This is a genomic window from Pseudomonas helleri (assembly GCF_009600315.1).
GTDB classification, from domain to species: domain Bacteria; phylum Pseudomonadota; class Gammaproteobacteria; order Pseudomonadales; family Pseudomonadaceae; genus Aquipseudomonas; species Aquipseudomonas helleri_A.
Genome location: NZ_WIWC01000010.1, coordinates 15,557 through 30,530, shown reverse-complemented (window position 1 = coordinate 30,530; position 14,974 = coordinate 15,557). Strand labels below are relative to the sequence as shown.

13 protein-coding genes and 4 pseudogenes are annotated in these 14,974 nt (G+C 54.3%); 9 read left to right on the top strand and 8 right to left on the bottom strand.

Annotated features, from left to right (window positions below; all coding sequences use genetic code 11):
- Window positions 1-272: 272 nt before the first annotated feature.
- On the top strand, window positions 273-1,964 hold the full coding sequence (gene fadD1 / locus GHN86_RS08535; protein WP_153378413.1) for a long-chain-fatty-acid--CoA ligase FadD1: 1,692 nt from the start codon (window positions 273-275) through the stop codon (window positions 1,962-1,964).
- A gap of 103 nt (window positions 1,965-2,067) precedes the next feature.
- Here fadD1 and GHN86_RS08530 read toward each other — a convergent pair whose 3' ends face one another.
- Window positions 2,068-2,448: a hypothetical protein gene (locus GHN86_RS08530; RefSeq protein ID WP_153378414.1), complete on the bottom strand. Its 381-nt coding sequence runs from the start codon at window positions 2,446-2,448 to the stop codon at window positions 2,068-2,070.
- Window positions 2,449-2,647: 199 nt separating this feature from the next.
- Here GHN86_RS08530 and GHN86_RS08525 point away from each other — a divergent pair.
- From GHN86_RS08525 to def, 3 genes and pseudogenes are all read left to right on the top strand, one after another.
- Window positions 2,648-2,839, top strand: a pseudogene (locus GHN86_RS08525) (CsbD family protein).
- A 181-nt stretch (window positions 2,840-3,020) separates the two neighbouring features.
- Window positions 3,021-3,974 carry a YihY/virulence factor BrkB family protein gene (locus GHN86_RS08520; RefSeq protein ID WP_153378416.1) on the top strand — a complete coding sequence of 318 codons (954 nt, stop codon included), beginning with the start codon at window positions 3,021-3,023 and terminating at the stop codon, window positions 3,972-3,974.
- A gap of 2 nt (window positions 3,975-3,976) precedes the next feature.
- Entirely contained in the window at window positions 3,977-4,516 is a 540-nt protein-coding gene (gene def / locus GHN86_RS08515; RefSeq protein ID WP_153378417.1) for a peptide deformylase, read from the top strand.
- Here the strand turns inward: def and GHN86_RS08510 are convergent.
- Window positions 4,470-4,916: a GNAT family N-acetyltransferase gene (locus tag GHN86_RS08510; protein WP_153378418.1), complete on the bottom strand. Its 447-nt coding sequence runs from the start codon at window positions 4,914-4,916 to the stop codon at window positions 4,470-4,472. The genes def and GHN86_RS08510 overlap by 47 nt on opposite strands.
- Window positions 4,917-5,208: 292 nt before the next feature.
- On the opposite strand from GHN86_RS08510, the pseudogene GHN86_RS24050 reads away from it, so the two are divergent.
- Both GHN86_RS24050 and GHN86_RS24045 read left to right on the top strand, forming a co-directional pair.
- A pseudogene (locus GHN86_RS24050) lies at window positions 5,209-5,979 on the top strand (PAS domain-containing protein); the annotation flags it as partial.
- Window positions 5,956-6,528 (top strand): methyl-accepting chemotaxis protein, encoded by a 573-nt coding sequence (locus GHN86_RS24045; protein ID WP_397462673.1) that lies wholly within the window; start codon window positions 5,956-5,958, stop codon window positions 6,526-6,528. The pseudogene GHN86_RS24050 and the gene GHN86_RS24045, both read left to right, overlap by 24 nt.
- Window positions 6,529-6,553: 25 nt before the next feature.
- On the opposite strand, the gene GHN86_RS08500 is transcribed toward GHN86_RS24045, so the two are convergent.
- Entirely contained in the window at window positions 6,554-7,585 is a 1,032-nt protein-coding gene (locus GHN86_RS08500; protein WP_153378420.1) for a LacI family DNA-binding transcriptional regulator, read from the bottom strand.
- Between the two features lie 229 nt (window positions 7,586-7,814).
- Between GHN86_RS08500 and GHN86_RS08495 the strand changes: the two genes are divergently transcribed.
- Both GHN86_RS08495 and GHN86_RS08490 read left to right on the top strand, forming a co-directional pair.
- The gene (locus GHN86_RS08495) at window positions 7,815-8,348 is read left to right on the top strand and encodes a gluconokinase (protein WP_153378421.1); all 534 of its coding nucleotides are present in this window, start codon (window positions 7,815-7,817) and stop codon (window positions 8,346-8,348) included.
- Between the two features lie 85 nt (window positions 8,349-8,433).
- On the top strand, window positions 8,434-9,786 hold the full coding sequence (locus GHN86_RS08490; protein ID WP_153378422.1) for a GntP family permease: 1,353 nt from the start codon (window positions 8,434-8,436) through the stop codon (window positions 9,784-9,786).
- A 46-nt stretch (window positions 9,787-9,832) separates the two neighbouring features.
- Here GHN86_RS08490 and alaC read toward each other — a convergent pair whose 3' ends face one another.
- The 4 genes and pseudogenes from alaC to GHN86_RS08470 all read right to left on the bottom strand — a co-directional run bounded on the left by alaC (window position 9,833) and on the right by GHN86_RS08470 (window position 13,421).
- The gene (gene alaC / locus GHN86_RS08485; RefSeq protein WP_153378423.1) at window positions 9,833-11,026 is read right to left on the bottom strand and encodes an alanine transaminase; all 1,194 of its coding nucleotides are present in this window, start codon (window positions 11,024-11,026) and stop codon (window positions 9,833-9,835) included.
- Window positions 11,027-11,166: 140 nt separating this feature from the next.
- Entirely contained in the window at window positions 11,167-11,673 is a 507-nt protein-coding gene (locus tag GHN86_RS08480; RefSeq protein ID WP_153378424.1) for a GNAT family N-acetyltransferase, read from the bottom strand.
- A 189-nt stretch (window positions 11,674-11,862) separates the two neighbouring features.
- On the bottom strand, window positions 11,863-12,168 hold the full coding sequence (locus GHN86_RS08475) for a PepSY domain-containing protein (protein WP_153378425.1): 306 nt from the start codon (window positions 12,166-12,168) through the stop codon (window positions 11,863-11,865).
- Window positions 12,169-12,321: 153 nt separating this feature from the next.
- A pseudogene (locus GHN86_RS08470) lies at window positions 12,322-13,421 on the bottom strand (glycerophosphodiester phosphodiesterase).
- A gap of 136 nt (window positions 13,422-13,557) precedes the next feature.
- Here GHN86_RS08470 and GHN86_RS08465 point away from each other — a divergent pair.
- A complete protein-coding gene (locus tag GHN86_RS08465; RefSeq protein ID WP_153378427.1) occupies window positions 13,558-13,899 on the top strand; it encodes a DUF2025 family protein in 342 nt (113 codons plus the stop codon).
- Window positions 13,900-13,910: 11 nt separating this feature from the next.
- Here the strand turns inward: GHN86_RS08465 and GHN86_RS08460 are convergent.
- Window positions 13,911-14,971 (bottom strand): annotated as a pseudogene (locus GHN86_RS08460) (diguanylate cyclase).
- Window positions 14,972-14,974: the final 3 nt, after the last annotated feature.

The window sequence follows — 14,974 nt, the reverse complement described above, 5'->3', positions numbered from 1 at the left end:
TCATTTGGAGTGCCTGTATACGTGGCCTGAACAAAGCCAGAAAGCATTTATAGAGTAGTTGCACTAATAGTGACTTAGGATTGTCCTACAGTCATGTTGGTGACGCTGATGCCCCTTTTTGGCTCTAGTCGACTTCTGGCAAAGCTGCTACTCTCGGCGCGCTTTGTGACTTCTCGGTAAGTAAAAGCCACGGTTTTCAACTACAAAAATCAAACAAATAATAACCGCATAAAATGCGGTGAAGAATTCGCGACGCTGAGGAGTGGGCTTCCATGATTGAAAGCTTTTGGAAGGATAAGTACCCAGCTGGGATTGCTGCCGAAATCAACCCTGACGAGTACCCTAATGTTCAATCGGTGTTGCGCCAGTCTTGCGAGCGCTTCGCTGATAAGCCGGCATTCAGCAACCTGGGTAAAACGCTCACCTACGGCGAGCTTTACGAACAGTCCGGCGCCTTTGCTGCTTATCTGCAACAGCGCACCGACCTGCAACCCGGCGACCGTATCGCTGTGCAGTTGCCTAACTTGCTGCAATACCCGATCGCTGTGTTCGGAGCTATCCGCGCCGGCTTGATCGTGGTGAACACCAACCCGCTGTACACCGCGCGGGAAATGGAACACCAATTCAATGACTCCGGCGCCAAAGCGTTGGTGTGCCTGGCGAACATGGCGCATCTGGCCGAAAAGGTCGTGCCGCAGACCTCGATCAAATATGTGATTGTCACGGAAGTGGCCGACATGCTGTCGCCCTTCAAACGTGTGTTGATCAACAGCGTCATTAAATACGTGAAAAAGATGGTCCCGGCGTACCACCTGCCCAATGCCATCAAGTTCAACGATGTGCTGAGCAAGGGGCAGGGCCAGCGGGTCAGTGAAGCCAACCCGCTCAGCAGTGACGTTGCCGTACTGCAATACACCGGCGGCACGACAGGTGTGGCTAAAGGCGCGATGCTGACCCATCGCAACCTGATCGCCAACATGTTGCAGTGCAAGGCGCTGATGGGGTCCAACCTGAATGAAGGTTGCGAAATCCTGATCACGCCCTTGCCGCTTTACCACATCTACGCATTCACCTTTCATTGCATGGCAATGATGTTGCTGGGTAACCACAACATTCTGATCAGCAACCCGCGTGACTTGCCGGCGATGGTTAAAGAACTGTCCAAGTGGAAGTTCACCGGGTTTGTCGGGCTCAATACCTTGTTTGTGGCGCTGTGCAATAGCGAAGCGTTCCGCAAGCTGGACTTCTCGTCGCTCAAAGTGACCTTGTCGGGCGGGATGGCCTTGCAGTTGTCAGTGGCGGAACGCTGGAAGACCGTCACAGGTTGTGAGATCTGCGAAGGTTACGGTATGACCGAAACCAGCCCGGTGGTGTCGGTCAACCCGATACAGAATATTCAGATCGGTACCATCGGTATCCCGATGCCGTCGACGCTGTGCAAAGTCATCAACGATGCCGGTGAAGAATTGCCATTGGGTGAAGCGGGTGAGCTGTGCATCAAAGGTCCGCAAGTGATGAAAGGCTATTGGGAGCGTCCTGACGCAACCGCCGAGATCATGGACAGCGAAGGTTGGTTGAAGTCCGGGGACATTGCCATCATTCAACCTGACGGCTACATGCGTATTGTTGATCGCAAGAAAGACATGATTCTGGTGTCGGGCTTCAACGTGTACCCCAATGAGCTGGAAGACGTCATGGCGTCGTTGTCGGGCGTGCTGCAATCGGCGGCGATCGGTATTCCGGATGAAAAAACCGGTGAGCTGATCAAGGTCTTTATAGTGGTCAAACCCGGCATGACCCTGACCAAAGATCAGGTGATGGTTCACATGCGCGCTAACCTGACCGCGTATAAATCCCCCAAAATCGTCGAATTCCGTGACAGTTTGCCAACGACCAACGTAGGCAAAATCTTGCGACGAGAGTTGCGTGACGAAGAACTGAAAAAACTGGGCCTGAAAAAGTAAACGGCCTGGAAATGAAAAAGCCCCGCATTGAACAATGCGGGGCTTTTTCGTATGCGCAGCTGCTGTTTGGGCGTGTCTGGGCGCGTCAGCCCACAACCCCGTCTTACTTTTGCAAGAACTGGGCGAAGTTCACGCCGGTGCCTGTAGGGCGCACGTCCTGCAGGAACGAGTCTTTGTCCGCGCTCAACTCCAGGCTCATGGTCGGCGTTCGTTTGTGCGTCGCCCGTACGACCATACCTTCGCGTTTTTCGCGCAAGAATGCGGTGGTTACCTTCAAGTGAAGCAACTCGTCGGTGCGTGGGTTATGCAGCAACAGGTGCACCCATTCGTACTGACCTACGGCCAGGCGAGCCAGTGGAATATCGAACCACCAGATGTTTTTGTTGGTGTTGAGCGTGGCGAAATGGCAGTTGTTAACGCCCAATACCGCACCGCCGAGTTCCTGGTTTCTGCGGGCAATGGCCAGCTTTTTATCGAGTTTCATAACCTTCCTACAATTTTGATTCTTCAGCGCCGTAGCCTGAATACGTTGCGCATTCTCGTGGGTACGCAGGCAAACATAAAGCCAAACCTGCGCAGAACGACGAAATGTTCGGCACAAATAAATGAAACTCTCTGCGAACCCGGTGGGTCAACTCTTGTGTCGAGGTTATGACATCCGAAATTTCAGCAGGAGAAATCCCATGAGCAGCACTGGCGATAAGATCAAAGGCAAAGCGAACGAAGCAGTAGGCAATGTCAAATAAGCAGTCGGTAAAGCGACTGACAACGATAAGCTGCGTGCCGAAGGCAAAGCGCAGGAAGTCAAAGGTGAAGGGCAGCAAGCGGTCGGTAAAGCCAAGGACGCGGTCAAGAAAACCGTCGACAAGGCCTGATAGCACCCTTGCAGCCGATGCGTCGGGCATCTGTTGCACTTCAAAACGGCCATCCTTGTGATGGCCGTTTTTGCACAAGTGTTTCCAATGTCGCCAATTCAGCTACTTTTGAGGTAAAACCCTTACCTCGAATGCTTGACTGACTTACACATTAATTATTTAAGCGGCGAAAGGAGACGCTATGTTATTTCCGGTCTTGAAAGGCCTGCCTTTGGGCAAAGTTCTGGTTCGTACGGTCAAAGAATTTATCGACGATGAGATGTCGACCTATGCGTCAGCGCTGGCCTATCAGATGCTTTTTTCGCTGTTCCCTTTCATTCTGTTTTTGATCGCGCTGATCGGCTTCCTGCATCTGCCCGATTTCTTCAGCTGGTTGCGCTTGCAGTCTGAGCTGGTATTGCCGCCACAAGCGCTGGAGTCGGTCAATCCGGTGATCGATCAGTTGCAGCAATCCAAGGGTGGATTGGTTTCGATCGGTATCGTGATCGCACTCTGGACCGCTTCTGCAGGCGTGCGGTTGATGATGAGTGCGATGAATGCCGCTTATGACGTTGTGGAAGGGCGTCCCCTCTGGAAGCGCCTGCCGCTGTCGATTTTTTACACCATCGGCATTGCCGGCATGCTGTTGGCTGCCGCAGCACTGATGGTGCTGGGGCCGCAGGTGATGAGTTGGCTGGCGGGGCAGGTGGGGCTGGAGGAGTTTGTGGTCACGTTGTGGACCATCCTGCGCTGGCCGGTGATCATTTTGCTGCTGATGGTGGCCGTGGCAGTGATGTACTACGTCATGCCGGATGTGGAACAGAAATTCCGCTTCATTACACCCGGTTCTGTGCTGGCTGTGGTGGTGTGGATTGTGGCTTCGCTGGGCTTTGCGTTTTATGTCAAAACCTTCGCTGATTACAACGCCATGTATGGCAGTATCGGTGCAATCATCGTATTGCTTTTGTACTTCTACATTTCCGCTGCTGTCTTGTTGCTCGGGGCTGAGATGAACGCTGTGATCGAGCACATGTCTACAGAGGGCAAAGACCCCGGAGAGAAAACCTTCGATGAGTCCGATGACCCTGATCCAAAGCAACACGTCTCAGGACTGGGCCGTGATCACTCTCTTCCCTCCACTTCAGATGAAGCCTGACTATGATTCGTGAAATCTTGAAAATGGGCGACGAACGCCTGCTGCGTGTGGCCAGACCTGTGCCCCCGGAAATGTTTGACACCCCTGAACTCTGGCAGTTGATCGACGACATGTTGCAGACAATGGAGGATGCAGGCGGTGTCGGCCTGGCCGCGCCGCAAATTGGTGTTGACCTGCAAATGGTCATTTTCGGGTTCGAGCACAGCGAACGTTACCCCGATGCTGAGCCTGTGCCGCAAACCATCTTGCTTAACCCTCTGATCACGCCTCTCAGCCCGGCCCTCGAAGAAGATTGGGAGGGCTGTTTGTCAGTGCCGGGGCTGCGCGGGGCAGTAGACCGTTATCAGCACATCCGTTACGAAGGCTTCGACCCAAAAGGCGAGCCCATCGTACGCGTAGCTGATGGTTTTCATGCACGAGTGGTACAGCATGAGTGCGATCATCTGATCGGTCGGTTGTACCCCTCGCGCATCAAGGACTTCAACAAATTCGGCTTTATTGAGGTGCTGTTCCCGGAGCTGGCGCCCGGCACTCAAGAGTAATGGCCATAGCTATCATCGCCTTGTTGCGTTGATAGCGAACCAACCGTTCATGCAACACCTGAGGTAAATCCTGCGCCAGTCTGAATCCCAGACTTTCGTAGAACCCTTGCAGTGCAGGGTCGCAGAATAACCAGACCGGCCCATCGCAAGACAACACAGCCGTGTTGACCAGCGTGCCAGCAATGCCTTGCCCGCGCAGGGCCGGTGCAACAAACAATCCAGTCAACCAAAAACCATTGGCCGCAGGGCGCAAACACAGCGCTGCGACGATCTCGTGTGCTCGGGCGACCCACAGTTGTGCATCTTTACTGGCCTTCATCGAGGATTGGTGGGTGCGATAAAACTTGTTCATCAAAGGCCATAAAGGCGCTTCCAACAAGGAATGGACAATAGCGGTCATAAGGCAAATGTCATGGGTTAATGGCGCGCGCAGTATATACAACGGCTCGACGCGCTATATGCAATGTTCAAAAGGCGAGTATCCGCGGGATGCGGTGTAAGTCACAGACTGATGGCATTGTGCTTGCGGCTCTGCGTAGTCTGGCTATGCTCACTGCCTGCGGGGCTCAATCAATAGTGCTTGAATCTCCGAGGTGCGTGAGCTCTGGCATTTAGGGCTAAGTGCGCAGGCGGTTTGTTGTGTCTTGAATCGTTTGAATTATCAATAGACAGCACCCCCAAGGGATTGAGCCATGTTCGATTTACACCGCAAAGCCGACCTGCTCGAAAATAAACGCCTCAGTTGTTCTCTGGATGAAATGACCGCCAGGACTCAGGCGATTAGTCGTTCAATGGCCATCATTGAATTCGCCCCTGACGGTACCATTCTTGAAGCCAACGACAATTTTTGCGCGGTGACGGGTTACGCCATCGACGAGATTCGCGGTAAACATCACCGGATTTTCTGCGAAGAGCCGTACACCCGGACCTCTGAGTACGTCAACTTTTGGCGTGACCTCGCGAACGGACAGGCGATGAGTGGCACTTACCTGCGCCTCGACAAAGCCCGGCGCGAAGTGTGGCTTGAAGCCAGTTACATGCCGATTGTGAATGCCGATGGTCAGGTCACGCGTGTGATCAAAGTGGCTTCGGACATCACGGAGCGGGTCAATAAAGAGCATGAAAATCAGAACATCGTGAATGCCTTGAGCCGCTCAATGGCCTTGATCGAGTTCTCACCCGATGGCCGGGTCATTCATGCCAATCAGAACTTTCTCGACACCATGCATTACGCGTTGGCTGAAATTGTCGGGCAGCACCACAGCCTGTTCTGCCGCCGCACCGAAAGCGAGTCGGCGGAATATAAAGCGTTCTGGGCTTCACTTAATCGTGGTGAGTACCACTCCAGACGCTTTGAACGGGTGGATAAATACGGTCACACGGTGTTTCTCGAAGCGTCTTACAACCCGATTTTCGATGCCAAGGGCCGTTTGTATAAAGTGGTCAAGTTTGCCAGTGACATCACCGCTCAAGTCACCAATCTGCAAACGGCGGCTGAATCGGCTCATACCACATCCGTCCAAAATGACGCCTGTGCGCAGAAAGGCTCGCAAGTGGTTCAGCAAACGGTGCAGGTGATTGAAGCGATCTCCAAAGACCTGAACGAGGCCGCGCAAAGCATCGACGCCGTAAGCAAGCAGTCGGACATCATCGGCAAGATAGTGCAGACGATTCGTGGCATTGCGGATCAAACCAATCTGCTGGCGCTCAATGCGGCCATTGAAGCGGCGAGGGCGGGTGAGCATGGGCGCGGCTTTGCGGTCGTGGCCGACGAGGTCAGAAGCCTGGCGGCGCGCACCAGCGCGGCAACCGTGGAGATTGTCGAGGTGGTGCGTAAAAATCATGACTTGTCGCTGAGTGCCGTGACCAGCATGCAGTCCAGCTTGAGCCGTACCGACCTCGGTGTGTCACTGGCCAATGAGGCGGGAGAGGCGATCCTGGAAATTCAGCAAGGTTCGAGACATGTGGTCGATGCCATCAGTCAGTTCAATTCGACCTTGCAGTTGCAATAGGGGCGCAGTGTCGCCCCTGATGGGCCTAACTGCTTTCGCGCACCATTAGCTCAAAACCCATGTCCTGTACCGGGTTTGGCACTTTATTGCCAGCCATTAGCACCAGCATTTGTTCTGCAGCACGACGCCCGATGGCTTCCCGAGGCGTGCGAATACTGCTGAGTCGCGGCACCATAAACTCTGAAGACGGCAAGTCATTGAAGCCCAGGATGGCGATTTGCTCAGGAATTTTAAGGCCGATGCGGGCGGCTTCCAGCAAGGCGCCTTGGGCAAGGTCGTCATTGCCGAAAAAGATTGCATCCACCTGCGGCTGGCTGGCCAGCAAATGTAAAAACAACTCGCCGCCCAAACCGACAGAAGAGGGGCGAGGCGTGAGGATTTCGAGGTCAGGGTTGTATAAATCAGCCTCCTGTAACGCACGACGGTAGCCTTCGCCCCGCAGCAGGGTGCGTTGATCGAGTTGCGCGCCAATGTACGCAAGGCGTCGACGGCCCCGTGAAATCAAATGCCGTGCAGCAGTCTCACCCGCTTTGAGCTGGGAAAACCCCACGCAATTAAGTCCTGCTCCGGCGTCCAGCTCCATCATGTACACGCAGGGCACATTGCTGCTTTCAATCATGCGGCGTGAGCTTTCGGAGCGATCAAAGCCGGTCAGTAGCAAGCCGCGAGGCTGGTAAGCCATGTAGTTGCGCAGCAGGTTCTCTTCTTCGTCGCGGGAGTAGTGAAAGTTGCCGATCAAGACTTCAAAGCCCTTGGGGCGCAATACATCATGGATGGCTTCAAGGGTGTCGATAAACAGCAGGTTGGACAATGAAGGGACCAATACCACGACAGAGTGACTCTGCGCTGAAGCCAGAGCCCGGGCGGCAGGGTTCACCACGTAATTCAGTTCATCAGCGGCCTTGCGCACCTTTTCGGCCAGCTCAGTGGCAACACTGCTGATACCCCGCAACGCGCGCGATGCGGTGATCGGACTGACGCCCGCCATGCGGGCAACTTCATTGAGGGTAGGGCGGCCCGTGGTTCGGGTGTTTTTATCGTTTTTAGAGGAGGTCATCGGGGTCGCTTGCCAAACAAAAAACAAGTCACTAAGGTAGCGCTGTCCGCGCGTGCCCGCAATTGCCTGATTGTGTGCAGGCTTATTACCCCAGCTTTGTATGTCGAGAGCGTTACCGCGTCTCCCCATAAAAATGAGAATTAGACGTCGGTAGCCTGTGCTTTGTGCTTTGCTTTCAAGTATTGAACGCATGAATAAAGACAGCGCTGTCTACGGACTGAGGTGTTTCATGAGTCAACCTATCACTGCCCTGGTCATCATGGGAGTTGCCGGCTGCGGCAAATCCAGCGTGAGCGAGGCGTTATGTAACCGCAATGGCGCCATCCAGATTGAAGGTGATTCATTTCACCCTGCGGCCAACATTGAAAAAATGAGTGCCGGCATTCCCCTTACCGACGAGGACCGCGCGGGCTGGCTTGACAGCCTGTGCGAAGAACTTCGTCGTGCCGTTGATAGCGGTGAGCGTCCAGTTCTGACTTGTTCGGCACTCAAACTGCGGTATCGCGAGCGTTTACGTGGCGCTGTCGATGGTTTGGGTTTCGTGTTCCTGGAACTCACTCCTCAGGTTGCGGCAGAACGCGTTACTCATCGTCCTGGGCACTTTATGCCTTCGACGCTGATCGACAGTCAGTTCGCTGCCCTGGAATCGCCTACAGGCGAGCCACTGGTGTTGACACTGGACGCAACGAAAATGGATATCGACGAATTGGCGAACGCCGCCGTCGTCTGGTGGGATAAACACAGAGTACCGGCAACCTCATGATGTTGTTTCAAATAGATAGCGCTATCCGACTCAGCTACGGCTGTACATTCGCCTTAAATAACAAGAACAAGTCAGGAGAAGCCCCATGCTAGGCATGTCTCACAACACCTTTCTGCTGTTGGATGCAGTGGTGACCATTATCGGATTGATCGTGTTGATCACCCGGTTCAAGTTGCACCCCTTTATTGCCTTGATCATCGCTTCGGCGTTTCTGGGCCTGACCGCGGGCATGCCGGCCAACCTGATCATCAAATCGTTCCAGGACGGTTTCGGTGGCGTATTGGGTTTTGTCGGGATCATTCTGGCGCTGGGCACCATGCTTGGCAAAATGATGGCCGACTCCGGCGGCGCTGACCAAATTGCCCGCACCCTGATCCGGGCCTTCGGTAAAGAGAAGGTGCAGTGGGCAATGATGTTTGCGGCCTTCCTGGTCGGCATCCCGTTGTTTTTTGAGATTGGCTTTGTCCTGCTGATTCCATTGGTGTTTATCGTTGCGCGTCGTACGGGTGTGTCGATCATCAAAATCGGTATTCCGTTGCTGGCTGGCCTGTCAGCGGTACACGGCCTGGTGCCTCCGCATCCTGGCCCGTTGCTGGCCATTGGTGTATTTGGTGCTGATATTGGCAAAACCATCCTGTATGGCCTGATCGTCGCACTGCCTACGGCAATCATCGCCGGCCCGATCTACGGCACGTTTATCGCCAAATACATTCCGGGTCATGCGTCTCAGGAGCTGATGGATCAACTGGCCAGCGAGCCAGAATCCAGTAGTCTGCCGAGCTTTTCGATCACATTGATCACTGTGCTATTGCCGGTGTTCCTGATGCTGCTCAAGACGTTCGCGGACGTTGCGCTGCCCGATGGCAACTTCTTCCGCGTGTGGATGGACATGATCGGTCACCCGATCAGTGCCCTGTTGTTGGCGTTGCTGTTGGCGTTGTACACCTTTGGCGCACGTCAAGGGATCGACTCCAAGCGCATTCTCAAGCTGCTCGACGCCAGCTTGGCCCCGACCGCTGCGATCATTCTGATCATTGGTGCGGGCGGTGGTTTCAAGCAGATGCTGGTGGCCAGCGGTGTGGGTGACGTGATCGGTCATATGGCAGTGAACGCGCAAATCTCGCCGATTCTGCTGGCATGGCTGGTGGCGGCGGTGATTCGTATTGCCACCGGTTCTGCCACCGTGGCGACCATTACCGGCGCCGGTATCGTGTTGCCGGTAGTCGACATGATTCCGGGTGTGAATCGTGAGCTACTGGTGCTGGCGACAGGGGCGGGTTCGTTGATTTTGTCTCACGTCAACGATGCGGGGTTCTGGCTGGTCAAGCAGTACTTCAACATGACCGTGGCTGAAACTTTCAAAACCTGGACCGCGATGGAAACCATTCTGTCGGTAGTAGGTTTGATATTTATTCTGCTGTTGTCGCTAGTGGTTTAACTGATGTTGTGTGGTCGCTGCCGCAGCCTGCGGCAGCGACTACGCGTCAGTTAGCGCGGAACATGGCGCGAATCCCTCGCAGTGCCTGACGGATGCGATCCTGATTTTCAATCAGGGCAAAGCGCACATGATCGTCACCATACTCACCAAATCCCACGCCGGGCGAGACGCAGACCTTGGCCTCGGCCAGCAGCTTCTTGGCAAATTCCAATGACCCCAAGTGGGCATAGGCCTCTGGAATCTTGGCCCAGACATACATCGACGCCTTCGGGTTCTCGACCATCCAGCCCAGCTCATGCAGTCCTTTGACCAACACGTTACGGCGCTGACGGTATTGTTCTGCAATATCCTTAACGCACTGTTGGTCGCCCTCCAGCGCCGCAATCGCCGCCACTTGCAGGGGTGTGAAGGTGCCGTAGTCGTGGTAACTCTTGATGCGTGCCAATGCGTTGACCAGCTCGGCGTTACCGACCATAAAGCCAATACGCCAGCCCGCCATGTTGTAGCTTTTGGACAGGGTGAAGAACTCCACGGCAATGTCTTTGGCGCCCGGAACTTGCATGATTGAAGGTGCTTTCCAGCCGTCATAAACGATGTCGGCGTAGGCAAGGTCGTGTACCACCAGCACATCGTACTGTTTGGCCAGAGCCACCACGCGCTCGAAGAAATCCAGCTCGACACATTGTGCTGTTGGGTTGGACGGGAATCCCAAAATCATCATTTTTGGCTTGGGGATTGAGCCGCGAATGGCTTTTTCCAGTTCGGCAAAGAAGTCGACGCCCGGGATCAGCGGCACTGAGCGCACTTGGGCGCCGGCGATCACGGCACCGTAAATATGGATCGGGTAGCTTGGGTTCGGCACCAGTACGGTGTCACCCTGATCGAGTGTGGCCAGCATCAAATGCGCCAAACCCTCCTTGGAACCAATGGAAACGATGGCTTCTTGTTCCGGGTCAATTTCGACGTTGTATCGGTCGGCGTACCAACGGGAAATCGCTCGACGCAGGCGCGGGATGCCTCGTGAGGTGGAGTAGCCGTGAGTGTCTTCACGCTGTGCGACGGTGCAGAGTTTTTCAACAATATGTGGCGGTGTCGGGCCGTCGGGATTGCCCATGCTGAAGTCGATAATGTCCTCACCACGGCGCCGTGCCGCCATTTTCAACTCGGCAGTGATATTGAATACATACGGGGGGAGTCGATCGATGCGCGCAAAGCGTCGCGGCGAACCTTGGTCTGCCATAAGTGCCTCTGATACGTAAGCGCCCGGAACCGTCCGAGCGACGCGACCACTGCGGTGGTCTGGGCAAAACAATACGGGCAGTGATGGCTTTTTGTCTAGTCGCTGTTATTTGCCGCCATTAAGTGGGTCAAATCCCGCTTTTAGCTTGCGTCTAGATGTTCAGTTTGTGCAGGGGGTAGTTTGAACAACAGGCGCCTTTCTCCGCGATAAGCTTCGCCGCATTCGACCCAGCCCTGACTCATGTAAAAGGCCAGCGCTGAGGTATTGTATGGGCTGACTGAAAGCATCAGCTGGCGTATCTGCGGCCAGACTTTGCGCACTGCCTCGGGGAGTGCGTGCAGACAGATTTTTCCCAATCCTTGTCCCTGAAAGCGTTCGTCGACCTGGAGTGAGTGCAAGGTGGCACTGTCGGCATCAGCCCAATGGGCCAGAAATGGCTGGCGCTTGAGCAGCAAAAAGGCAACGGGGCGACCATCGTCCAGTAAAACAAAGGCGCAAATGGCAGGATGACCTTGGCTTGGAAGAGCGTGCAATGCGGATTCGATGGTGCCGCAAAAAACCATTTGCTCGGCATTAACCTTAACCTCAAGCAATTGCAGACGTTGCTCGGGTGTCAGCTGGTCGTAGGCACAGAGGCGGGTGTTCATGCGCAGGTTCTGTTGAGGTGTGATGGGAAGTCAGAGGCAATAGACAGTGACGTTGAAAAGAACTGCCAGTGTCTACTCATATGGGTTTTAAAGACACTTATTCCCTATCGGTCAGTTCAGTTTCTCTGAACGCTGACGACAAAAAACCGCCTTGTTCATGAAGAACAAGGCGGCGGTTACCGATGGAATTCAAGTGTCTTGTTTGTTTTCCAGAACTTCGCCAGTCGCTGCGTCGATTTTCACATCCCACTCGATGTTTTTGCTGTCGCGCAGTTCAACTTCATAGACCAGTTTGCCCAGCTTTTTGTCCAACTCGGTATCGGTGATGGTTGCACCGGGGTGTTGCTCAATAGCAATTTTATTGAGTTGCTCAAAGGGTTTGATTTGTCCCGATTTGAGCAAGTCTGGAATATGGTCAGGGCGCACATCGGCTTGGGCAGCGCCTGCTGCCAGTGTCAACGTCATTGCGGCGAACAATACATTAAGTGCTTTCATGTTTGACCCTCTTGGGTGAGTTGTTTAAGTGGGCTCAGGTTAACCCTCGCAACTTAATTCATCCTTAATTTTGAGCCTTGGTCTTTAACTTTCAAGAGGGGCTGAGGGTGAGTACATACGCAGTTCAAGGTTTGGCCCGGATGCTCTGCCTGATTAATAGCCGTTTTGCTGCAGAACCTGCTTAACGGTGTGGGGACTCGGGCGCTGATAATAGTTGAGCAGTTCGCGGGTGCGGTTGGTGAATATGCCATCTACGCCTGCAGCCATCGCCTTATTGAAATCCACGGGCTCATCGAGGGTGTAAGCGTGCACCAGCAAGCCTCTTTCATGGGCTTCTGTGTTCATCCAGGGTTGAATCAGGTCGGAATAACTCTGATCGCCCCCGTGGGTCAGAGGGCAGATGGGCCTATACCGATAGCACCGTTGAGCTTGGCAAAATCGAGCCATTGTGTGAACTCGGTTTTATCATTGGGGTGCAGTGTGGCGTAGTAGGCTGCTTTATCCTTCTTACCGGATTGCGCGAAGCTGACGCTCTTGTCAGGTGTCATCCCGCCTGCGCCCACCCAAAGAAGCAATACCTTGGGTGTGTCAGGCATCTCTTTTTGTAGCAGCTGAAGACTATTTTTGTCGAAGGTTTGCAGGATGACCCGCCCCTGGCGATCAGGTTGAGAAGGCAACCAGCCGCGTTGCGTCAGTGTGCGCTTCAGATCGTGCTCTATCCCGGGGAATAGTTGCGGCTCTTTGGTTTCAATGTATAAGCCGGGCGTGTGGCGCGGATTGCTTTGAGCAATATCGATTATTTCGTCCAGCGTCAGTATGGGCAGGCCAACGTACGAAGGGCGTGCGCGATCCGGGTAGGCCTTGTTGAACCAACTGCCGGAATCCAGTGTTTTAAGTTCGGCCAGAGTGAATGCACTGGCTGGTTGGTTTTTGCGTTCCGGGAATTTATTGGCCACATCGGTGGTACGCAACAGGCTGTTGTCGTGGAGGGCAATAAGCACACCGTCCTGACTGCGTTGCAGGTCCATTTCCAGATAGTCTGCGCCCAGATCCCGGGCGAGTTTATAGGCCGCTGCTGTTGATTCGGGTGCATCGTACGATGCACCGCGATGGGCGATAACGGCGGGGTGTGCAATTGCATACCTGCTTGCGATCTGTGCTGGCGGCGTGATGGGCTCAGGGGCCGCGTGTGCGCCAACCATGGCGAGTAACAAACTTGGCAGCAGGGTGCGTCTGGCAACAGTGACCGGCATTGGCGAGATCCTTGGTTTTAGAAAAGTTGTGCAGTAGTCTTGAACCCTTCAGCGTCCCCGGCAGAGGGAGGCGAAGCATGTCTTGTGTGTAAACCATCGACCCTATTGCCCTCAGGGCTTGTCATTGAGGTTTACCATGCGCATCACTTCACAATTAATCTGCCAGGCCGCGGATCTACTTAACGGCTTTGTTGGTTTCAATCGTAAGACAGCGCGGCACATTGTCCGCTTTAGCGAAGATTCTTTCGGAATGGACGTGGCAGATGACAGCATTACGCCCACCCACGAGTTTGTCTGGCAGCCCGGCGAATCAGACACCATGACCCTCAAGCGCGAGTTGATTCAGTTATTACTGGATCAACATGTCGACGACCGTCTGAACATCACTGAACCCCTGCGGGTTTATATGCAGCGTCAGGATGTGCCCGAGATTTCAGCGGTGCGTCGCTGCGTGCAGAGCAATGCCGGCAGGGCTTAGCGTGCCCTGCTTTAACGCTTGCCGGGGACCGTCTCCAACAGCAGATCAGCGGCTCCCATGCTGATCTTGTTGCGGCCTGTTTTTTTCGCAATGTATAACGCTTTGTCGGCTTCATTGAGCCATGCAGAAGCATCTTCGTACTCAGCTCTGTAGGACGCCAGTCCCACGCTCAAGCTAACGCGTAGATCGGGCTCATCAGCGTGCCTGAATTCACCACACACTTGAGTCATGCGCTCCATGATTTCCTTGGCCTGGTGCAGTGAGCGGCTGGGTAAAATGACGCAAAACTCGTCTCCGCCGTAGCGCCCGGCCAAGTCCTCGGCGCGCAGGTTTTGCTGAAGCTCCTTGCTTAGCTGGCGCAGCACGGCGTCCCCCACCAGATGCCCGAAGGTGTCATTGATGCGTTTGAAGTGGTCGACATCAATCAGCGCGAGGGTGGCTGTGGCTTGGTTCTGCTGACACTTTTGGAATATCAGTTGCAATAGGTCTTTCCATGAACCGTGATTGAGCAGCCCTGTCAGGCTGTCAGTGCGGCTCAGTGCTCTGAGTGTGCTTTTGTGCTCGGCCAGTTTGATTGCCAGCCCGTAACTGACCATGCCGACTGATAAAGGGTAAAGGATCAATACAGGCAAGCAGGCAAAGACTTGAAGGTTTGAGGTATGGGGGTTGAACGCGATACCCAAGACAAGACAGGAAATCAGAGCGCCGATGCTCCGCGCAACAGCAGTTTGGGGCCTCCTGCGGCGACGTTATGCATCATCATCATTGAAACGATGATGACGGTCAGAAGGGGGTTGAACTGAATGCTGGCTGCCCAAAATCCTCCGCCCAGCGAGTCGATTAAAATATTTAGCCGCTCAGCTCTATACGGATAGGCCGATCGTGATGACAGCTGAAAGGCCAGATGTGGCCATACAAGCGCATTGGCCAGCAGTAGCATCCACACCCAGTTCGGTATGTTGAGTGGATAGAGAAAGGCGACTAAAGCGAGTCCACCAAACCCCGAACCAATGGCCCGGGGCGCATAGATCCGCCGGGCGAACGACAAGCCTTTGCCTCTTTGATTATCCATAGC